Below are 20,588 nucleotides of genomic sequence, written 5' to 3' on the forward strand. Positions count from 1 at the left end.
TGTGACACGTGCAGACGAGGAAACGATGATCTCCAAGACCCTCGCCGTGAGCGCGGTCCTCGCAGCCACGGCGCTCCTTCTGACCAGTTGTGGAGGAACACCGGTGCAACCGAACGAGACGAGCGCGACCTCGGTCACGCCCGATGAGGCGGAGCAGTCCGTCACCACCTTCGTCGACCGCTCGACGACGGCGCTCGGCGGAGACTGGAAGCCCCGGGGAGGTCCGGGTCTCAGCCCGTGCACGACGGGCGACGGTGACGACGGCGTCTCGTGGGTCGTCATCGTCGATCGTCAGGCCGGGGACGACCCGCACGCTGACGTCGACGCCATCGAACAGCTGTGGAAGCAGCGGGGTGTGACCACTGAGCGGTACCAGAGCGGCGGTACGGACCCGATCGTGGGGATCCGTGGCGCCGGCGGTCCGACGACTTCCGTCGACTTCACCGCCGACCCTCGTGGGTACGCGTTGACGGCGGAGTCAGAGTGCGCCGAGGGTGACTACGAGGACATGGTTCGTCGTCAAGGTGACGCGACCGCGGGGTGACGCAACCGCGGGCCCAAGGTTGAGTCACTCCACGGCTTCCCGCGAGAGCGCGTCCTCGAATCGCTCGAAGGACACGTGCCTGCGCCGCTGACTGCAGATCAGGTGGTTCAGCGTGCAGAGCAAGCGTCGGGCCTAGCTGCCACAACTACCGTCGTCGACATGCGCATCGGCGACTACGACCTTGCTCGGGCGCAGATCGGAGCCGCTGCTGATCGTGTACCCGTGCCCGGTCAACTCAGCTGGCCAGTTCCGACCGGGACTGTACGACAGGCGCTCGGCGGGGAGTCGGGGAGATGACGACAGCTCCTGACCGGCTCGGCTCAGCAGCAGGTAGCCCCGGCTAGCCGCGAGGCAGCGGAAAGGAGCCACCCGGTGATCGACCGTCTCCGCGAGGACGGTCACCGGGCCAGGTCTGGCTGCAGCGACCCGTCGCCGAGCGGATCGCCGCGCTCGAGGGTCTTCGTCCCGACGCGCACCTCGCGGAACTCGAGGTGCTGGGCCGGCGCAGTGCACTCGCACCCTCGGCCCGTCGAACGACGAGCATCCGATGGACGGTCACCTCGCGCCGTCGATGAGGACGTCCAGCTCCCCACTCATCGGGACGCCCGGTAGGTGTGCCCCGCCAGTGGGCATTGGTTGACAAACAGCAACCAAACGGACATAGTTGACCGTCGTCAATCATTCGGGTGCAGTGTGGCATCCCTCGTCCTGGAGTCACGATGTCCCGTCCCGATGCCGCAGCAGCACAGCTGCACCCGACCGAACCGGCGGCCATGTCCCACCGACAGGTCCTCGAAGCGCTCTCCGGGCTCCTGCTCGGCATGTTCGTCGCGATCCTCGCGTCGACCGTCGTCAGCACGTCCCTGCCGAAGATCATCGGTGACCTCGGCGGCGGCGAGAGCGCCTACACGTGGGTCGTCACCTCGACGCTCCTCGCCACGACCGTCTCGACGCCGGTCTGGGGCAAGCTCGCCGACCTCTTCAACCGCAAGCTGCTCATCCAGCTCTCGCTCGTGATCTTCGTCCTCGGCTCTGCGCTCGCGGGGTTCTCGGAGAACCCCGGCACGCTCATCACGTTCCGAGTCGTGCAGGGTCTCGGTGCCGGTGGTCTCACCGCCCTCAGCCAGATCATCCTGGCCGACATCATCAGCCCGCGTGAGCGCGGCCGCTACGGCGGCTACTTCGGCGCGGTGATGGCCGTCGGCACCGTCGGCGGCCCGCTGTTCGGCGGACTGCTGACCGACACGCTCGGGTGGCGCTGGAACTTCTTCGTCGGCGTGCCCTTCGCGGTCGCGGCGATCATCCTGCTGCAGGTCACCCTGAAGCTCCGGACCCTGCCGGAGCGCAAGGTCTCCATCGACTACCTCGGCATCGCGACCATCGCCGGCGGCGTCTCGCTCCTGCTCATCTGGGTCACCCTCGCCGGCAAGAACTTCGACTGGGTCTCGCCCACCTCGTTCGTGATGGTCATCGGTGCGGCCGTCCTGCTCGCGGCCACCGTCTTCATCGAGCTCCGCGCGGAGGAGCCGATCATCCCGATGACGCTCTTCCGGAGCCGCACGTTCACGATGGCGGTCATCGGTTCCATCGCCGTCGGCATCGCGATGTTCGGCGCCACCGTCTACCTGGCGCAGTACATGCAGCTCGCCCGTGGTGCCACCCCGACGCAGTCCGGCTTGCTGACGATCCCGATGATCGCCGGTCTGCTCATCGCCTCGACCGTCGGTGGTGCCCTGGTGACCAGGACAGGCAAGTGGAAGCCGATCATGCTCATCGGTTCGGTCGCCCTCGTCGTCGGACTCGGTCTCATGGGGACCATCGCGTACGACACGCAGTACGTCGTCGTCGCGGTCTACATGTTCGTCATGGGGAGCGGCGTCGGACTCGTCATGCAGAACCTCGTCCTGGTGGTGCAGAACACGACCGAACCGAGGAACATCGGCGCTGCCTCCTCCGGCGTCGCGTTCTTCCGCTCCCTGGGCGGCGCGATCGGCGTCTCGGTCCTCGGAACGGTCCTCGGGACCCGCGTGGCGGACGCCATCAGCGACAAGCAGGACGCCCTGACGAGGGCGATCGCCGCGCTCGGCGAGAAGGGCGCCGCCGTCGCGAAGGAGCTGTCGTCCGGCAGCATCCCCGCCGTCAGCTCGCTCCCGAAGGGCGTACGTCAGATCATCGAGTCGGCGTACGGCCAGGGCGTCGCCGAGATCTTCCTCATCGCCGCCCCGATCGCGGTCCTGCTCGTCCTGGCGATCGCCTTCATGCCGAACGTGCCGCTCACCACGAAGACCGTCGCCGAGCGCTCGACCGACGCTGGACCGGTCGCCGGTGCTGCCGAGGACTTCGCCGGCGTCGGCACCGTCACCGGGTCCAACCCGACGATTCAGTCGGCGGACTCCCAGGACGGCGGCGAGCGGCGTGCCCGACACTGATGTGATGACCGACGCGGCCACGGACCCCCTGCGGACGTCCGCCGAGGACTCGGCCCTCGATGCGACCGAACGCGCGATCGCCGGCGTCGAACGGCAGTTCCTGGCGTTGGCCGGCTCGACCCGGCGCACGATGCGCGAGCAGGCCGCTCAGATGGAGCTGCAGCCGGCCGGCTACCGGGTCCTCCTCGAGGTCGTGATCAACGGCAGCACCGGAGCGGGCGAACTCGCGGAGGCGCTCGGGTACGACAAGACCGCCCTCAGTCGTCAACTCAGCGCGCTCGAGGCGCTCGGGCTCGTCACGCGGGAACGGCACGCGGTCGATCGCCGTGCGGTCGTCGTCCGCGCCACGCCCGACGCCGTCGAGCGGGTCCAGCGCATCCGGGCCAGTGCCCGCTCAGCCTTCCGCGAGCGGCTCGTGACCTGGCCGCGCACGGATCTCGAGGACCTCGCACGACTGCTCGCTGCGCTGTCGTGACCCCCCGCGGTGAAGGAGACGGAACGGTGGGGGAGACCGCTGCGCTGGACGGCGAACCGGCCCCGGCGCCGGTCGGACTGCGTGAACGCAAGCGGGAGGAGACGCGCCGTCGGATCATCCTGGCAGCGCGTGTCGGGAGCCTCGACGCCGGCATCGACGGTCTGACGATCGACGCCATCGCGCGTGAGGCCGACATCTCGCCACGGTCGTTCTTCAACTACTTCCCGAACAAGGAAGCGGCGATCGCCGGGGTGATCCCAGGGACAGCGCGTGCGCTGACCGCGGACGAGTTGGACCAGCTCCCCGCCGACGTCGTCGACGCCGTGGTGGCCATCGTCGTCGCCGTCCTCGGCCGTCAGGTCGACAGCACGAACACGGACCTGCGTCGCGAGGTGTTCGTCCGGTTCCCGGAGCTCCTCGACGAGTTCCGGCCGTTCTGGAAGGCGTCGGTGCGGACCGCAGCCGTGTCCGTCACCGACCTCCTCCTCCGCCGCGGGTCGACCGCGGAGAGCAGCGCCGTCGTCGCGCCGGTGCTCGTCGCGATGTGTGTCTCGGTGGTGCGGACCATGCTCGCCCGCGGCGAACTCGACAGCGTCGAGTTGGCGCACGGGGTCCGCCCGATCGCCGACGCGATCCGTTCGACCGCCGAGGTCGTCACCGGCGGACCTCGGGGCCGGACGTCCTGACGCCGGGAGGCGCCGCGGGCTGAGCCTGTGGAACTCCAGCCGACCGCCCGGGACGCTGCCTCCCCACGGCGGTGATGCGGGTGCGGATCCCGGTCGGGTCGCCGATGCGAGAGGCCCCCACCCTGACGAGTGGGGGCCTCTCGCCGGTCCCGGCGTCGTCGTCGCCCCGAGGCGCCGCTCGGTCAGAGCGAGACGGTCACCCGGTCGAGGTTCAGGTAGTCGCCGCTGCTCGAGGCACAGGAGACAGCCACCGCGTTCGACCCAGCGCCGAGTTGCACGGGCACGGTGACCGTCGCCCAGGTGGACCACGACCCGGTCGCGGGGAAGGTCGCGACGACGGGCGTCCCGCCTCCGATGCTGACCGTCCTGGTCGCGGTGCCGGCAGCCGCGGCGTACCGGAAGGTGAGCGTGTGGCTCCCTGCGGAGGTGACGTTCACGTGCGCGGTCGCCGTCGTGCCCACCGCGTTCCATCCGGCGAGGTACCCCCGCCCCGTGTACCCGGCGTTCGACGCCTCGGTCGGGATGCCCGGGTGGTCGATGTTCTCCGCCTGGTACACGCCGTCGCCCTGCACCACCGAGGTCGAGCCGTCCGGGACGGCCTGCTGCAGCACTGCGACGGTGGCCGAGGCCGCGAGGGACTGCTGCGGCGTCGTGCCGATCGACGGCGTCGGCGCGGTCCAGTCCGGGCCGCCGATGCCCTCGGGGGAGACGTGTGCGGCGGCCTGTGAAGCGTTCGCGGTGAGCACGGACTCGTACTGCGTCTGCCCGGCATCGTCGATGAGGTCCCGGATGTCCCGGGTCAGGATCGCCTTGAACCCCTGGGTGTCGCTCGAACCCTCGTTCACGAAGGTGCCCGCGACCGTGAGGTTCGCGATCGCCCAGTCGACCGCCCGTGTGGCGGTGGTCAGGTACTGCTGGTCGTGCGTGAGCAGGTACATCTGCAGGGCTGCGCCGGCGTACTGGCCCTGGTTGTACGTCCAGTCGTAGTCGGTGAACTGCCCGGTCCCGCTCACGTGGTCACGGATGTGTCCGTTGCGGTCGAACTGGCCCTGCAGCCAGGTGAAGATGCGCTCTGCGGTGTCGCGGTAGGTGGTGTCCCCGGTGGCAGCGTAGAGCCGGAGCGCGGTCTGGACGGCGGTGCCGTTCGTCGCGACGTTCTTCTCGTTCCTGCTCCCGTCGCCCACGTCGACGTTCTTCCACCAGATGCCGCCCCCGTAGGTGGTGTCCTCGTACTGCGCGATGTACCCGAAGATAGCCTCGGCCTCGTCGAGGAACCGCTGCTCCCCGGTGAGTTCGTACGCGCGGACGGCACCGCGCGCCCACCAGCCCATGTCGTCGTTCCAGTCGTTCTGCCGGAAGTCCGGGTACGCGGTCCGCCACCCGTCGAAGACGTCGTCGATCATCCGGCGGCTCGCCGCGTCGTGGGTGCGTGCGTACCGGTCCATCACCGCCTCCCAGTTCTGGGCCTCCCACCAGTAGTCGGTGTAGAGCCCTCCCTGCGGCCCGACGGCGTGCTCCTGGTGGACCTGCCGGTCGCTGTACGTCGTGAAGTACTCCGTGTCCGGATCCCAGTAGGTGGCGATGAAGGCGTCGTAGGCGGCGGTCGCCTGGTCGGTGGTCAGGGCGGAGGCCCGACCAGGGTCGGTCGCGAGGCCGACGCCGGTGAGCGCCGTCGTGGCCACGGCGCCGGCGACGAGCAGGCCGACGAGTCTGTGCTGCATGGGATCTCCTTCGATCCGAGCTGATCCGCCCTGCCCTGCGCAGGCGCAAAAAGTATACTTGAACTACTTCTTGCGTGGATCGGGCTGATGAATATAGTTGAGGCAGTACCAGCGGAAGTCAAGGGAGCAACGTGGCTCAGATGCATGCAGACCTGGTGGGCCGGGTCGCCCGACAGGTCGAAGACCGGATGGGGCCCGAGGTCGGCGCACTGTTCGCGAACTGTTTCGCGAACACCCTGTCGACGACGATGACGACGATGTCGGACGGGACGACCTTCATGGTCACCGGCGACATCCCGGCGATGTGGCTGCGCGACTCGACCGCCCAACTCACGCCCTACCTGCACTTCGTCGGCGAGGACGCGGCGCTGGCGGACACCGTGGCCTCGGTCTCTCGCCGGCAGCTCGAGTACGTCCTCGTCGACCCCTACGCCAACGCCTTCAACCGTGCGCCTGACGGCGCAGGGCACGCCGACGACGTCACCGCCATGGACCCGTGGGTGTGGGAGCGCAAGTACGAGATCGACTCGCTCTGCTACCCGATCCGACTCGCGTACGACCTCTGGGAGCGCACCGGGCGGACCGACCACCTCGCGCGGTTCGCCGAGGTCGCCACCACGGCCATCGACCTGTGGACGGTCGAACAGGACCACGAGACCGCTTCGCCCTACCGGTTCGAACGGCCCGACCCGTTGCTGCCGAGCGACACCCTCGTCCGCGACGGCCGTGGACCGGTGACCGTCCGCACCGGACTGACCTGGAGCGCGTTCCGACCGAGCGACGACGCCACGACGCTCGGCTACAACATCCCGGGCAACGCGTTCGCCGTCGCGGAGCTCCGGCACGTCGCCGTGCTCGCCAGCGCCGTCTTCGCCGACGACGAGCTGGCTCGTCGGGCGACTGCACTCGCCGACGAGATCGACGCGGCCATCCGTTCCTCCGGCATCGTCGACCACCCGGACCACGGCGTGGTCCTGGCCTACGAGGTCGACGGCACCGGGAACGTCCTGCTCATGGACGACGCCAACGTGCCGAGTCTCCTCGCCTTGCCGATGCTCGGGTGGTGCGACCGCGACGACCCGCTCTACCGACGCACACGCGCCGCCGTCCTGTCGCCGACGAACCCGTACTGGTTCCGCGGCGCGATCGGGAGCGGGATCGGCAGCCCGCACACCCCGGGACGCAACGTCTGGCCGATCGCGCTCGCCGTGCAGGGGCTCACCGCCACCGACCCCGACGAGCGCGCCGGACTCCTGCGGCAGCTCTGTACGACCCACGCGGGCACGCAGCTCATGCACGAGTCGTTCGACGTCGACGACCCCACCGAGTACACGCGCCCCTGGTTCTCCTGGGCCAACGCGATGTTCTGCGAGTTCGTGCTCGACCTCGCGGGACTCCGGACCGCAGCCACGCCGGTACCGGAGCCGGAACGGAGTGCACGATGAGCGTCGTCACCACGCCGGAGGAGCAGGCCGTCGTCGCGAGCGAAGCGGACGACGCCCTCACCGCCGAGCAGCCGAAGCGACGGCGGACGGAACGGGGGAGCGGCGTCAGTGCGACCCGGAAGCAGCAGACCCGCGCCGCCTGGCTGTTCCTCGCGCTGCCGGGAGCGTTGTTCGTGCTCTTCACGGCGCTGCCCGTGGTCATCGCGGCCGTCGTCAGCCTCAGCGACTACGCCGTCATCGGCCCCCTCACGTGGACCGGCTTCGACAACTACGTCGACATCGCATCCGACCCGTTCTTCTGGACGGCACTGGGGAACACCGTCTTGTACACGGTGCTCTACGTGCCGCTCGGTCTGGTCATCGCCATCGCCACGGCCCTGCTGCTCAACCGCAGTGGCCGGGCGGTCCGCGTCTTCCGCACGCTGTTCTACATCCCGGTCGTCTCGTCGACCGTGGCGACCGCGACGGTCTGGTACTGGGTGCTCAACCCCCAGCACGGTCTCCTCAACGAGGCCCTGAGCTGGTTCGGCATCAACGGACCGGCGTGGCTGTACGACTCGCACTGGGCGATGTTCGCGATCGTCATGATGAGCGTCTGGGCGGGCTTCGGCGGGAACATGATGATCGTCCTCGGCGGTCTGCAGGGCGTCTCACCGGACCTCCGCGAAGCCGCCCGGCTCGACGGCGCGAACGCGTGGCAGGTCTTCCGGTACGTCGTCCTGCCGGGCATCCGCCGCACCACGTTCCTCGTCTCCACCCTGCTCATCATCAACGCCTTCCAGGTCTTCGACCAGGCGTACGTGCTGACCAAGGGCGGACCCGGGAACTCGACCGTGACGATCGTCTACTACATCTACGACCGCGGGTTCGGGTCGCTGCAGATGGGCTACGCGTCCGCGCTGTCGTTCATCCTGTTCGTGATCATCCTCGCGTTCTCCCTCGTCAACGCCCGCCTCACGAACCGGGACACCGAACGATGACCGCCACAGCCACCCTTCCCCCGTCCGGCACCGTCAGCGAGCGGGACCGTCACCAGCAGCGACGCCGTGCTGCGGCCGTCAAGCGGACGAAGACGATCGCCTGGTGGGTCGGGGTCTGCCTGGTCAGCGTCGTCACGGTCGCACCGCTCATCTGGACGCTCGCGACCTCGCTCAAGCCGGCCGGCGAGATCCTCGCGCACTCGCTGTCGCTGATCCCACAGCGCCCCACCATCGACAACTACGTGCAGGCGGTGACGACCGTCCCGTACGGCCGCTACTTCGTCAACTCGCTCGTCCTCGGCGTCGGGGGAGCCGTCGCGAACCTGTTCTTCGGCTCCCTCGCCGGGTACGCCCTCGCGAAGCTGCGGTTCGCCGGACGCCAGGCGGTGTTCTTCACGTTCCTGTCCTCGCTCATGGTGCCCAGCATCGTCACGATGATCCCGACGTTCCTCATCCTCCGGCACTTCCCCCTGCTCGGTGGGAACGACCTCAGCGGCAACGGCGGCCTCGGGCTCATCAACACCTACTGGGCGGTCATCGTCCCCGGCGCCGCCGGTGCGTTCGCGGTGTTCTTCATGAAGCAGTTCTTCGAGTCGCTGCCCGACGAGCTCGGGGAAGCAGCGCGCATCGACGGTGCGGGTGAGTTCCGCATCTTCGCGCTCATCTACTTCCCGCTGACGAAGGCCGGGCTCGCCGTCCTCGGCCTGCTCAGCTTCCAGGCCGGCTGGAACAACTTCCTCTGGCCGCTGATCGTCCTCAACGACCCGAAGATGATGACCGTCCAGGTCGGACTCGCGGGGTTCGTGAACAACTACACGACGAACTACGGCCCGCTCATGGCCGGGACGATCATCACGATGCTCCCGGTGCTGGTCGTGTTCATCTTCGCGCAGCGCTGGATCATCGAGGGCATCGCGCACGCCGGCAACAAGTAAGTCCTCCCGCCAACCCCGGGGACGCCGGATCCGTCCGGTACCCCACGCACCAGAAAGCACACGACAATGACGTCACGTCGTCTCCTCAGCGCGGCCGCAGCGCTCGCCGCAGCCGCACTCGTCCTCACGGGCTGTTCCTCCGGGTCGTCCGGCGCCACCGGCGCCGACGGCCGACAGGAGGTCACCATGTGGGGCTCCTGGTCGGGCGACCAGGTCGACCAGATCGACACCATGACCAGCGCCTTCAACAAGGCGCAGAGCAAGTACACGGTCAAGTACGTCCCGCAGGAACTCGTCGAGCAGAAACTCCTCACCGCGATCGCGGGCGGCAAGGTCCCCGACCTCGTGCTCTGGGACCGCTACCAGACCTCGCTCTACGCGCCGAAGGGAGCGCTGCAGGCCATCGACGACCGGGTCGCCGACGACAGCGTGGACACGGACGAGTTCTACCCGCAGGCGCTGTCGGAGATGCGCCACGACGGCAAGCTCTACGGCCTGCCGCTGCTGGTCGACAACCGGTCGCTCGTCTACAACGAAGACCTGTTCGCGGAGGCCGGACTGGAGCCGCCCACGACCTGGGACGAACTCAAGAGCGACGCGCAGAAGCTGACCGAGAGGAAGGGCGGCAAGCTGCAGCAGTCCGGCTTCATGCTCAACGACCCGGGCCTGTTCTCGATGTGGCTCCAGCAGGCCGGCGGGCAGCTCCTGACGAAGGACGGCACGAAGACGGCCTTCGACAGCCCCCAGGGGATCGAGGTGCTCGACTTCTGGAAGAGCCTGATGGACGACGGTGTGTACACGAACGGCTTCGGCGACAGCAACGACGTGTTCGCGGCTGGCCAGGCAGCGATGAAGTACGACGGACCGTGGGACGTCCCGAACCTCGACGAGGCCGACGGACTCAAGTGGGGGGTCACCGAGCCGGTCGCCGGGCCGAGCGGGGAGAAGGGCGCCGTGATGGGCGGGTTCGGCCTCGTCATCCCGACCGGGGCGCAGCAGGCCGACGGCGCCTGGGCGTTCGAGAAGTGGTGGGCGACCAAGGCCGAGAACGGCGTCGACTTCGCGAAAGTCTCCGGGTGGATCCCGGCGAACCGTTCCTCTGCGAACGACCCCTTCTTCACCGACGACCCGCGGTACGCCGGTTTCGTGAAGACGCTCGACTACGCCTCCGTCCGGCCGGACGTCCCCGGCTACAGCGACGTCGAGGGCAAGGCCCTCACCCCGGCGCTCGAGAAGTTCATGTCCGGCCAGCTGACCGCGGAGCAGGCGCTCGCGCAGGCAGCGAAGCAGGGCGACCGCATCCTCCAGGAGAACCGCAAGTGACCGACACCCTGACCGGCCTCTGGGCCGACCGCGCCGACCGCATCCAGGACAGCATCGAGCGGCTCTACGGAGCGCCGTGGCCGCAGTTCCTGCACAACGCCTGGCCCGTCGAGGACGCCGACGACAGCACGTTCAACTACTGGTGGCTGGCGCACCTCATCGACGTGCGGCTCGACGCGTACGAGCGCACCGGCGACCCGGCGCGGCTCGAGCAGGCGCGCTCCGTGCACCGGAACATCGTGGAGCGCAACGGCGGGTCGCTGTTCAACGACTACTTCGACGACATGCTCTGGTTCGCGCTCGCGACCCTGCGACTCCACGACGCGACAGGGGAACGGCAGTACCTCGACGACGCAGTCGCCCTGTTCGACCACGTGGTCGAACACGGTTGGAACGACGCCGGAGGCACGAGCCTGGCCTGGCGCAAGCAGCAGCTCGCGTACAAGAACACGCCGGCCAACGGTCCGCTCGTGATCCTCGGCGCGCGACTGCACCGGACCACCGGGGACGACCGGTTCGTCCGGTACGCCGACACGGCGTTCGACTGGCTGACGGAGCACCTGGTCGACGTCTCCGACGGGTTCGTCGAGGACGGCGTCAACCGCGAGGGTGACGGGCGGGTGGACACACAGTGGCGGTTCACGTACAACCAGGGCCTCTACCTCGGCGCCGCCGTCGAGCTGGCGGACCGCCGTCCGGACGACGACCTGCTCGCCGTCGCGGTCCGGACCGCCCGGACGGCCGTCGCGGAGCTCTCCGACGGGGTCGTCTTCCGTCAGGAGGGCGACGGTGGTGACGAAGGGTTGTTCAAGGGCGTCTACTACCGGTACCTCGGGCTCCTCCTGGAGCGGCTGCCGGACGGGGACGCCGACCGCGTCGCCCTGACGGCGTTCGTCCGTGCCAGCACCGACGCGCTCTGGGGGGCGTTCCCGGAGGAGCTCGACCGGCCGGCCGCGAACGACTGGACCGAGCTCCCCGTCGGGACGGTGCCGTACTCGACGCAGCTCAGTGCCGCGATGGCGACCGAGTTGCGCGCCCGGCTCGACCCGTAGGCGGCGGCGCGGTCGAGGCGCCCGCCACCAGCTGCGCAGGCACGAGGATCTTCCGGGAACCACTCTCGCCTCGTGCCTGTCGCAGCACCTGCGCGACCGCCTGTCGGCCCACTCCGGGCTGGTCCTGGGCCATGTGCGTGAACCGGAACAAGTGACGGTCGAACGTCGCGTCCGGGTGGTCGAAGCACACGATCGACACGTCGTCCGGCACGTGCTTGCCCAGCTGCTCGAGTGCGTCACGGAGGAGCAGGGCGATGTTGTACTCCCCGGCCACGAACGCCGTCGCCTCGGGATGCGCCTCGATGAAGGCCACCAGTCTCGCGACGTCGTCCTCCGGGCGGTCGGTGGCGCCGGGCAGCGTCGACTCGACGTCGTGGAAGGCCAGCCGGTCGTCGAGGGCCTTGTCGTTGCGAGCGTGTGCCCCGACCCAGCCCCGCCTCCGGTCGTCGTTCGACGTCACGCGGCTGTCCGACGTGACGAGCGCGACCCGACGGTGGCCGAGACCGAACAAGTGCTCGGTCGCCGCAGCGCCGGCACCGATGTTGTCAGTGGAGATGTCGGAGACCGGGATGCCCTCGTACCGACGGTCGAGGATCACCACCGGGAACCCGGCCGGCAGCAGTTCGAGCACCCCCGGTGGGATGAACTCGGAGCTGCTCGGCAGCACCACCAGCCCCTGGACCCGCGTCGCGAGTGCACGGATGGCGGCGTCCTCCGCGTCGTGGTCTCCGTGGGTCCGCTTGACGACGACGTCCGTCTCGGTCCCGGCCTCGTCCAGCATGCCCTCGAGCACCCGGGTCCCGAAGGTGTCGTCGAAGTTGGTGATCACCACTCCGATGTCGACCTGGTCCGTGGGACGGATCCGAGCGGCAGGGTCGGCGCTGACCACGGTCGTGCCGACCCGCGGCCGCCGCGCGACGTACCCCTCCTGCCGGAGCATGTCGAGCGCTCGACGGAGTGTGATCGCACTGACGGCGTAGTGCGCGAGCAGCTCGGCCTCGGACGGTAGGCGCTGTCCGACCGCGAACTCGCCGGAGCGGATGCGCGACCGGAGGTCCTCGAACGTCGACTGGTACAGCATTCCGCTCCCTTGTCGTCCCAATCCGTATATTCTAAGCACCGAGCGGTCGGGGCGGTACTGGGACGCGTGGTCCCCGTCCTCCCCGTTCCGTCGAGGCGACGACGCGCAGTGTTGCCCCGTGTGACGACCGCATGGGAATACCGAACGCCACTCTGCGATTCTCGTCCCCGATGAGCATCACCGACCCCGACACGACGCACGACGCCCCCGCCTCCTGGGACGCCTGGCGCGCAGCCCGCCGCGAGCGGGTCACCGGCGCGCAGGGCGACCTGGCGCTGATCCGCACCGAGTGGCTCCCGATCGGCCAGGAGCCCGACCTCGAGGCGGCGCTCGCCGACCAGCCGGCGACGGTCACCGCGACCCGTGTGCGTCGGATCGACCTGGACACCGGCGAGCCGCAGCACGGCTACCGCCTGTGGGACGCCGAGTCCCCGGCGATCCGGTCCTACATCGACACCCCGGTGTTCCCGTACGACCCGTCGTGGCGGATCACCGCGCACTTCACGCCCGCCGAGCCCGGCCGGACGATCCCGTACGAGCACCTCCGCGACGCCGCCGGTGCCACGCGCGACCTCGTCGTCCCCGGGGACATCACGGCGACGATCGGCGACCGCGAGTACACGCTCAGCGCCTTCGACGACGACGGGACCCTGCTGCTCGTGTTCGGCGACCCGACGAACCGCAGCACCGACGAGTCCGAGCGCACCTACGGCACCGGCCGCTTCCTGTTCGTCGAGCGGCCGGAGGGGTCCTCGACCGGCGAGGAGTCGGACGTCGTCCTCGACTTCAACCAGGCGTTCGTGCCACCGTGCGGGTTCAGCGACCAGTACAACTGCCCGCTCCCGCCCTTCCAGAACCGTCTGCACGTGCCCGTCCACGCGGGCGAGCGCCACGTCGCGCACCGCGCCTGACGCGTCACGCGGCCGTCGGCCGCACAGCCACACCCTGCCTCCACACACCCCCCGAAGCACCAGGAGTCCCGTGAAGACCCGAATCGTCGCGCTCGCCGCGTCCGGCATCGCCCTCAGCCTCGCCCTCGCCGGCTGCTCGTCCTCCGGGGGCGGCGGATCGTCGTCGGGCGGGAACGCCACCGTGGCGATCGGCTCGCTGTACGAGCCGACCAACCTGTCGAACGTCGACGGCGGCGGCCAGGGCGTCAACGAGGCGTTCCAGGACAACGTCTACGAGGGGCTGTTCCGCCTCGGGGACGACGGCAAGGTGACGCCGCTGCTCGCGAAGTCGTACGACACGTCCTCCGACGGGCTCACCTACACGTTCACGCTCCGGACGGGCGTCCAGTTCCACAGCGGCGCGGAGCTCACCAGCGCCGACGTGAAGAGCTCCATCGAGCGCGTCACCGCCGAGGACTCACAGTCCTCCCGCAAGTCGAGCCTGGCCGTCGTGGAGTCGATCGAGACCCCCGACGACGAGACCGTCGTGGTGCACCTGTCGCAGCGGTCGATCTCGTTCGTCTACAACCTGTCCTACGTCTGGATCGTCCCCGCGGGGGAGACGAAGCTCAAGACCGAGGAGGACGGCACCGGGCCGTACACGCTCGACACCTGGAAGCGCGGCTCGTCGATCACGCTCGAGCCCTTCGCCGACTACTGGGGTGAGAAGCCCGCGAACGGCGGGGTCGAGTTCGACTACTTCACCAGCGCCTCCACGCTGTCGAACGCACTCGCGAGCGGTCAGGTCGACGTCATCACGAGCATCCAGTCACCCGACGCCCTGTCCCGGTTCACCGCGGACGAGTCGAAGTACACGGTCAGCGAGGGCGACTCCACGACCAAGGAACTCCTGGCGTTCAACGACGCGGAGGGCCCCTTCACCGACGTGAAGCTCCGCCAGGCGATCTCGGCGGCCATCGACCGGAAGGCCCTGCTGAAGGCGATCTGGGGCGACTACGGCACCGTCAACGGCTCGATGGTCCCGCCGACCGACCCCTGGTACGAGGACCTGACGAGAGTCAACGCGTACGACCCCGCCAAGGCGAAGGACCTGCTCGCCGAGGCCGGCCACGCCGACGGGTTCTCCTTCACGCTCGACACCCCGTCGTACGACCCGCACCCGGCCGTCGCGCAGTACCTGCAGAGCGCGCTGAAGAAGGTCGGCGTGACCGTCGACATCAACACGATCAGCGCCGACGAGTGGTACACGAAGGTGTACCAGCAGCACGACTTCGAGGCGACGCTGCAGGAGCACGTCAACGACCGCGACGTCGTCTTCTACGGCAACCCGGACTTCTACTTCGGGTACGACAACAAGGCGGTCCAGAAGGACATCACGGACGCCGAGCAGGCTCCGTCCGAGGACCAGCAGACGGACCTGCTCCGGAAGGCGAACGAGCAGATCGTGCGGGACGCCGCGAGCGCGTGGCTGTACCTGTACCCGCAGATCGTCGTGTCGGACAAGGACGTCACGGGATACTGGAAGAACGGGCTGAACTCGCAGTTCCCCGTCTCCGACATCACCGTCTCCTAGTACCGACCGACCAGGCAGGATCCGCACCCCCGCATGACCGCGTACGTCCTCCGCCGCCTCGGCATCCTCGTGCTCTCGCTCGCGGTCGCCCTGGTGGTGGTGTTCGCGCTCCTGCGGATCCTGCCCGGCGACCCGGCCAACGCGCTCCTCGCCGCGAACGCGACGCCGGACCAGATCGCGGCGGCCCGGCGGGAGGTCGGCTCCGACCTCCCGCTGGCGCAGCAGTTCGTGCAGTGGATCGGCCAGATGCTGCACCTCGACCTCGGCACGTCGTTCACGAGCGGGCTCCCGGTGCTACCCGACCTCGCCCAGCGCCTGGTCGTCACCGTGCCGCTCACCCTCATCGCGTTCGGCATCGCCGTCGTCGTGGCCTGCGTCGTCGGGTTCGTCGCCGCTGCCCGTGCCGACCGCTGGTACGGCGTGCTGCTCTCCGGGGTGACGCAGCTCGGCATCGCGGTCCCGGTGTTCTGGATCGGCATCCTGCTCGTGCAGGTGGTGTCGCTGCAGTGGGGTCTGCTGCCGTCGAGCGGCTTCCCGCGTGACGACTGGACGTACCCGGGCGACGCGCTGGAGTCGCTCGCGCTGCCGATCATCACCGTCGCGGTCGTGATGACGGCCTCGATCGCGCGCTACGTGCGGAGCGCGGTGCTCGACGTCCTCGGCGCTGACCACATCCGCACCGCCCGGGCGCTCGGGGCGTCGACGGCGTCGGCGTTCCTCCGGCACGGCGTCCGGTCGGCGGTCGTCCCGGTGATCGCGGTGCTCGGCATCGAGCTCGCGTCGACCTTCCTCGGCGCGGTCGTCGTCGAGAGCGTCTTCGCCCTGCCCGGACTCGGCAGCATGCTCATCACCGGCATCGAGCAGCACGACTACCCGAGCATCCAGGGCGTCCTGCTCGTCTCCACCGTCGCGGTGCTCGTCATCGGCTTCGTCGCCGACGTGGTGCAGCGCATCGTCGACCCGCGTCTGCGCACGAGCGTCTCGGGGAACCGATGAGCGCGCGCCGGTCGGTGTCCCTGACCACGGGCATCGTGCTCGTCGGCGTGGTCGTCGTCGCCGCGGTCGTCTCGCTCGTCTGGCTGCCCTACTCGCTCTACGACACCTCCGGCGGCCGACTCACGCCGCCGGGTGCCGCGCACTGGCTCGGCACCGACACGCTCGGCCGCGACCTCGCGACGCAGCTGCTCATCGGCGCCCGCATCGCGCTCGCGACCGGCATCGGCGCCGTCCTGGTCGGTGGTGTCCTCGGCACCGCCATCGGGCTGGCCGCGGCCTTCGCCCGGCCCTGGCTCGACGACACGCTCTCCGCCGTGCTCGACATCGTGATCGCCTTCCCGACGCTGCTCGTCGCGATGCTGCTCGTCGCTGCGCGCGGTGCGTCGCTCGGGACCGCGATCGTCGCCATCGGCCTCGTCATGGCCGCCGTCGTCGCCCGGCTCGTCCGGATCCTGGCCCGACGGGTGCTCCGCCAGGACTACGTCACCGCGGCGCGGACCTCCGGCACGACCTGGCCGCGGATCGTCACCCAGCACGTGCTCCCGAACATCTGGCCGACCCTCGCGGTCAACCTCGCGCTGCAGTTCGGGCTCGCGGTCCTCGCCGAGGCGAGCCTGTCGTACCTGGGCCTCGGTGCGCCGCCGCCGAACGCGTCCTGGGGGCGGATGCTCCAGGACGCTCAACAGACCGCGTTCGAGGCACCCGCCGGTGTCCTCGCGCCGGGCCTCGCGCTCGTCGTCCTCGTCATCGGTGCGAACCTGCTGGCGGACGGGCTCCGTGACGTCGCGGACCCGACCCGTCGCGGACGGCGCGCGGCGCGCGGTGCCGCCCCGGGCCTCCCGGCCGGTGCGCCGGTCGCCGGTGACGGCGTCGGCACCGCCATCGGACCGGTCGCGTCCGCCACCGACGACCCGGACGGGAGGCCCGCATGACGTCCGCCATCGAGGTCACCGACCTCCGCATCACCACCGCTGACGGCACCCCGCTCGTCGACGGCGTCTCGTTCTCCGTGGACGTCGGCGACCGCCTCGGCATCGTCGGTGAGTCCGGCAGCGGCAAGTCGCTCACCGCGCTCGCGGTCATGGGGTTGCTGCCGACGGGGCTGACCGCCACCGGATCGGTCCGCGTCGGCGACGTCGAGGTGATCGGCGCACGCGAGCGCAGCCTGCGCGACGTCCGCGGTTCGGTCGTCGCCCCCGTCTTCCAGGAGCCGATGACCGCCCTCGACCCGCTCATGCGCGCCGGCGACCAGATCGCCGAGCCGCTCCGGCGGCACCGCGGACTCCGCGGGGAGGCCCTGCGCGCCGCGGTGCGCGAGGCGATCGCCGACGTCGCCCTCGCCGATCCGGAGCGCGTCGCCGGGTCGTTCCCGTGGGAGCTGTCCGGCGGTCAGCGGCAGCGCGTCGCCATCGCGATGGCACTCGCGTGCCGGCCGCGGGTCCTCATCGCGGACGAGCCGACCACGGCGCTCGACGTCACGGTGCAGGCGCAGGTGCTCGACCTCCTCGACCGCGCCGTGACCGAGCGGGGGATGGGGCTGCTGTTCATCAGCCACGACCTGCCGGTGGTCGCACGGACCGTGGACCGGGTGCTCGTGCTCGAACACGGTCGTGCCGTCGAGCAGGGTCCCGTCCGGGACGTCATCGCCGCACCCACCCACCCGTACACGCAGCGGCTCGTCGGCAGTGCCCGGACGCTGCAGGACGCGCTCGACGACGGCCGACGCGGAGGTCCGCGATGACCGCGCTGCTCGAGCTGTCGGACGTGACGTTCCGGTACCCCGGCCGTGGCACGCGCCGCACGGGGGGCACGGGCCTGGCGCTCGACGGCGTCTCGTTCGCCGTGCAGCCCGGCGAGCACCTCGGCATCGTGGGGGAGTCCGGGGCGGGCAAGACCACCGTGCTCCGGATGCTCCTCGGCCTGGCGGCGCCGGACAGCGGCACCGTGTCGTTCGACGGCGCGCCCCTCGACCTCGGCGACCGGGCCGCACTCCGCCGGTTCCGGACCGCCGTGCAGCCGGTGTTCCAGGACCCGTACTCGTCGCTCGACCCCCGCCAACGCATCGACCGCATCGTGGGGGAGCCGCTGCGGTCCCTCGGGGTGGCGTCCGGGTCGGAGGCGTCCGACCGTGTCGCCGCCGCGCTGCGGGACGTCGGGCTCGGCGCCGATGCCGGTCGGCGGTACCCACACGAGTTCTCGGGCGGACAGCGACAGCGCATCGCGATCGCCCGCGCCGTGGTGTCCGGTCCCCGGGTGCTGGTGGCCGACGAGCCGGTGAGCGCGCTCGACCTGACGACCCGGGTCGCCGTCCTCGAGCTGTTCGAGCGGCTCGCCGAGGAGCACGGCATGACGATCGTGCTCGTCTCGCACGACCTCGCGGTGGTCGCACGCCTCTGCGCGGCGACCGTGGTCCTCCGCGGCGGTCGGGTCGAGGAGCAGGGCGACACGGGTGCGGTCCTGGCGTCGCCGCGGTCGGACTACACGCGGGCGCTGCTCGACGCGGTGCCGCGGCTGCCGCGCTGAGGCAGTGTGCCCGGGCGTCGACGAGCACCGCCGACGTGTCGGGCAGTGATCGGCGATCTCCCGACTCCGCGCTGCCGCCGCGGGCGACGTGCAGCGCCCGGCCGCCGTGCGTCCAGTCGTGAGGAGACCTGCTCACCAGAACGGTGTGGTCGTGCGACGCGCGGCAGATGCGATGTGTCGGATGATGGGTCGGTGAACCGGACCGATCGTCTCTACGGCCTCGTGGAAGAACTGCGGGCCGTGTCGCCGCGTCCGCGGAGCGCGCGTCGTCTCGCAGAACGCTTCGAGGTGTCCGTGCGGACGATCGAGCGGGACCTCGCTGCGTTGCAGCAGTCGGGCCTGCCGATCTGGGCGGAGCCCGGCCGGACCGGTGGGTACGTCATCGACGCGTCAGCGACGCTCGGCCCGGCGGGGTTCACGCTGGACGAAGCCCTCGCGGTGCTGATCGGGCTCGGCTCGCTCCGCCACAGCCCGTTCCGGCAGGCCGCACAGACCGCCGCCCGGAAGATGCTCGCGGTCATGCCGGACCGGGACGCCGCACGTGCCACCGCCTTCGCATCCCGGGTGCACTTCCTGGAGAGCGAGGACGACGCGGTCGTGCCGACCGAGTTCGCCGAGGCGCTCCGTGCGGATCGCGTCGTGCAGCTGCGCTACCAGGACGCCGGCGGTGCGGAGTCCGTGCGTGACGTCGAACCGTTGGGGTCGATCGAGAAGGACGGGCAGTGGTACCTGATCGCCTGGTGCCGGCTGCGCGACGGCGTGCGGGCGTTCCGTGGAGACCGCATGCTCTCGGTCCGCGTCACCGACGAGCGGCCCCCGACGCGGGCGCTCCGCGCTGAGGACCTCGCGATCCAGTACGGACGACTCCGCTCGGTCGTCGACGACTGATCGGCAGCCGACGTCTTCCGCGGAACACCGACAGGACGGTGTCGCGACGACCCGTGATGCTGATGCTCCAACCTCACCAGCGCCTCTGAAGGAGCCCCATGTCGTTCGCATCCATCCGCATCGTCACCGACGACCTCGACGGTCTCGTCGCGTTCTACGAGCGGGTCACCGGCCAGCAGGCCGAGCGCCCCGCCCCGGTCTTCGCGCAGTTCGTCGGCCCCGGCGCGAGCCTCGCGATCGCGAGCACCGCGACCGTCGCCGTGCTCGGCGGCGCTCTCACTCCTGCGACGAACCGATCGGTGTTCATCGAGTTCGAAGTCGCTGACGTCGACGGCGCTTTCGCCGAGCTCGGGCTCACAGGCGAGGACGTCGTCCTCGAACCGACCACGATGCCCTGGGGCAACCGCTCCGCACTGGTCCGTGATCCCGACGGCAACGTCGTCAACCTGTTCAGCAGTCCGACCACCGACTAGGCAGCCCGCCGCGCTGGCGACCGACGGCAGCTGACGGCGTCGACCCGGCGCCCAGCCGCCACCTGCGGTCGGGAGGCGCGGGGTAGGGGACCAGTTCAGGGCCGGTACCGCGCCTCCCGACCGTCACACCGCCGACCGCGCTCACCGACCCGGTCGGGTCAGGGGACCGGAGCGAACCCGAAGGCCGAGGGGTCCCGCCGGATCGCGTGCAGGATGCCCCGGATGTTCCAGGAGGCGGTCCCGACCTCGATCCGGTAGTCACCGGGTGGTGCCAGCCGAGCTGCGATCTCCTCGTTGTTGGCCCGGGTCACACCGTCTCGCAGGAGCAGGCGCCCACAGTCGCGGGTCGAGATGACGACCTGGGCGATCGGCCCGCCGATCCCGCGAGAGGACGTCGACTGCATCTCGCCTTCCGCTGACGTCACCTGGCAGGTGATCGTCGTCTTGTGGTCGGCGTCGTAGGACTGGACGACAGCCGGGCCCACGAAGACCACGCCGACGATCACCAGGATCGCAGCGATCCCGGCACCGAAGCGGAACCAGGCCCGACGTT

At 70.1% G+C, this 20,588-nt stretch carries 20 protein-coding genes; 17 read left to right on the forward strand and 3 right to left on the reverse strand.

Annotated features, from left to right (window positions below):
- Positions 1 to 25: 25 nt before the first annotated feature.
- The 4 genes from DEJ34_RS03255 to DEJ34_RS03270 all read left to right on the forward strand — a co-directional run bounded on the left by DEJ34_RS03255 (position 26) and on the right by DEJ34_RS03270 (position 4,134).
- On the forward strand, positions 26 to 544 hold the full coding sequence (locus DEJ34_RS03255; RefSeq protein ID WP_146236928.1) for a hypothetical protein: 519 nt from the start codon (positions 26 to 28) through the stop codon (positions 542 to 544).
- 719 nt (positions 545 to 1,263) lie between these two features.
- The gene (locus tag DEJ34_RS03260; RefSeq protein ID WP_375232104.1) at positions 1,264 to 2,973 is read left to right on the forward strand and encodes an MDR family MFS transporter; all 1,710 of its coding nucleotides are present in this window, start codon (positions 1,264 to 1,266) and stop codon (positions 2,971 to 2,973) included.
- A gap of 4 nt (positions 2,974 to 2,977) precedes the next feature.
- On the forward strand, positions 2,978 to 3,448 hold the full coding sequence (locus tag DEJ34_RS03265; RefSeq protein ID WP_146234143.1) for a MarR family winged helix-turn-helix transcriptional regulator: 471 nt from the start codon (positions 2,978 to 2,980) through the stop codon (positions 3,446 to 3,448).
- A gap of 26 nt (positions 3,449 to 3,474) precedes the next feature.
- Complete coding sequence (locus tag DEJ34_RS03270) at positions 3,475 to 4,134, forward strand: TetR/AcrR family transcriptional regulator (protein WP_146234144.1); 660 nt, start codon at positions 3,475 to 3,477, stop codon at positions 4,132 to 4,134.
- Positions 4,135 to 4,316: 182 nt separating this feature from the next.
- On the opposite strand, the gene DEJ34_RS03275 is transcribed toward DEJ34_RS03270, so the two are convergent.
- A complete protein-coding gene (locus DEJ34_RS03275) occupies positions 4,317 to 5,855 on the reverse strand; it encodes a glycoside hydrolase family 76 protein (protein ID WP_110901368.1) in 1,539 nt (512 codons plus the stop codon).
- Positions 5,856 to 5,995: 140 nt separating this feature from the next.
- On the opposite strand from DEJ34_RS03275, the gene DEJ34_RS03280 reads away from it, so the two are divergent.
- From DEJ34_RS03280 to DEJ34_RS03300, 5 genes are all read left to right on the forward strand, one after another.
- On the forward strand, positions 5,996 to 7,300 hold the full coding sequence (locus DEJ34_RS03280; protein ID WP_110901369.1) for a glycoside hydrolase family 125 protein: 1,305 nt from the start codon (positions 5,996 to 5,998) through the stop codon (positions 7,298 to 7,300).
- Entirely contained in the window at positions 7,297 to 8,280 is a 984-nt protein-coding gene (locus DEJ34_RS03285; protein WP_110901370.1) for a carbohydrate ABC transporter permease, read from the forward strand. Before DEJ34_RS03280 ends, DEJ34_RS03285 begins: the two co-directional genes overlap by 4 nt.
- On the forward strand, positions 8,277 to 9,215 hold the full coding sequence (locus tag DEJ34_RS03290; protein WP_110901371.1) for a carbohydrate ABC transporter permease: 939 nt from the start codon (positions 8,277 to 8,279) through the stop codon (positions 9,213 to 9,215). The genes DEJ34_RS03285 and DEJ34_RS03290 overlap by 4 nt, the downstream gene beginning before the upstream one ends.
- 66 nt (positions 9,216 to 9,281) lie before the next feature.
- The gene (locus DEJ34_RS03295) at positions 9,282 to 10,538 is read left to right on the forward strand and encodes an ABC transporter substrate-binding protein (protein WP_110890399.1); all 1,257 of its coding nucleotides are present in this window, start codon (positions 9,282 to 9,284) and stop codon (positions 10,536 to 10,538) included.
- On the forward strand, positions 10,535 to 11,590 hold the full coding sequence (locus tag DEJ34_RS03300; RefSeq protein ID WP_110901372.1) for a glycoside hydrolase family 76 protein: 1,056 nt from the start codon (positions 10,535 to 10,537) through the stop codon (positions 11,588 to 11,590). Before DEJ34_RS03295 ends, DEJ34_RS03300 begins: the two co-directional genes overlap by 4 nt.
- Here the strand turns inward: DEJ34_RS03300 and DEJ34_RS03305 are convergent.
- Positions 11,544 to 12,671, reverse strand: coding sequence for a GntR family transcriptional regulator (locus DEJ34_RS03305; RefSeq protein WP_110890397.1), 1,128 nt, complete (start codon positions 12,669 to 12,671; stop codon positions 11,544 to 11,546). The two genes, DEJ34_RS03300 and DEJ34_RS03305, sit on opposite strands and share 47 nt — an antisense overlap.
- Positions 12,672 to 12,841: 170 nt before the next feature.
- Here DEJ34_RS03305 and DEJ34_RS03310 point away from each other — a divergent pair, with 170 nt between their 5' ends.
- The 8 genes from DEJ34_RS03310 (at position 12,842) to DEJ34_RS03345 (ending at position 20,035) form a co-directional block, all read left to right on the forward strand.
- Positions 12,842 to 13,582 (forward strand): DUF1684 domain-containing protein, encoded by a 741-nt coding sequence (locus tag DEJ34_RS03310; protein ID WP_110911448.1) that lies wholly within the window; start codon positions 12,842 to 12,844, stop codon positions 13,580 to 13,582.
- Between the two features lie 70 nt (positions 13,583 to 13,652).
- Positions 13,653 to 15,155, forward strand: a complete 1,503-nt coding sequence (locus DEJ34_RS03315) for an ABC transporter substrate-binding protein (RefSeq protein WP_258368331.1) — start codon at positions 13,653 to 13,655, stop codon at positions 15,153 to 15,155.
- A 33-nt stretch (positions 15,156 to 15,188) separates the two neighbouring features.
- Positions 15,189 to 16,151 carry an ABC transporter permease gene (locus tag DEJ34_RS03320; protein WP_110823564.1) on the forward strand — a complete coding sequence of 321 codons (963 nt, stop codon included), beginning with the start codon at positions 15,189 to 15,191 and terminating at the stop codon, positions 16,149 to 16,151.
- On the forward strand, positions 16,148 to 17,083 hold the full coding sequence (locus DEJ34_RS03325; RefSeq protein ID WP_110901374.1) for an ABC transporter permease: 936 nt from the start codon (positions 16,148 to 16,150) through the stop codon (positions 17,081 to 17,083). Before DEJ34_RS03320 ends, DEJ34_RS03325 begins: the two co-directional genes overlap by 4 nt.
- The gene (locus tag DEJ34_RS03330; RefSeq protein ID WP_110890393.1) at positions 17,080 to 17,892 is read left to right on the forward strand and encodes an ATP-binding cassette domain-containing protein; all 813 of its coding nucleotides are present in this window, start codon (positions 17,080 to 17,082) and stop codon (positions 17,890 to 17,892) included. Before DEJ34_RS03325 ends, DEJ34_RS03330 begins: the two co-directional genes overlap by 4 nt.
- A complete protein-coding gene (locus DEJ34_RS03335) occupies positions 17,889 to 18,674 on the forward strand; it encodes an ABC transporter ATP-binding protein (RefSeq protein WP_110911447.1) in 786 nt (261 codons plus the stop codon). Before DEJ34_RS03330 ends, DEJ34_RS03335 begins: the two co-directional genes overlap by 4 nt.
- A gap of 192 nt (positions 18,675 to 18,866) precedes the next feature.
- A complete protein-coding gene (locus tag DEJ34_RS03340) occupies positions 18,867 to 19,562 on the forward strand; it encodes a helix-turn-helix transcriptional regulator (protein ID WP_110911446.1) in 696 nt (231 codons plus the stop codon).
- 98 nt (positions 19,563 to 19,660) lie between these two features.
- Entirely contained in the window at positions 19,661 to 20,035 is a 375-nt protein-coding gene (locus DEJ34_RS03345) for a VOC family protein (protein ID WP_110911445.1), read from the forward strand.
- Positions 20,036 to 20,193: 158 nt separating this feature from the next.
- Here DEJ34_RS03345 and DEJ34_RS03350 read toward each other — a convergent pair whose 3' ends face one another.
- Positions 20,194 to 20,541: a hypothetical protein gene (locus DEJ34_RS03350; protein WP_146236927.1), complete on the reverse strand. Its 348-nt coding sequence runs from the start codon at positions 20,539 to 20,541 to the stop codon at positions 20,194 to 20,196.
- Positions 20,542 to 20,588 lie beyond the last annotated feature (47 nt).

The sequence above is a fragment of the Curtobacterium sp. MCPF17_050 genome (genome assembly GCF_003224435.2).
Classification (GTDB): Bacteria; Actinomycetota; Actinomycetes; order Actinomycetales; family Microbacteriaceae; genus Curtobacterium.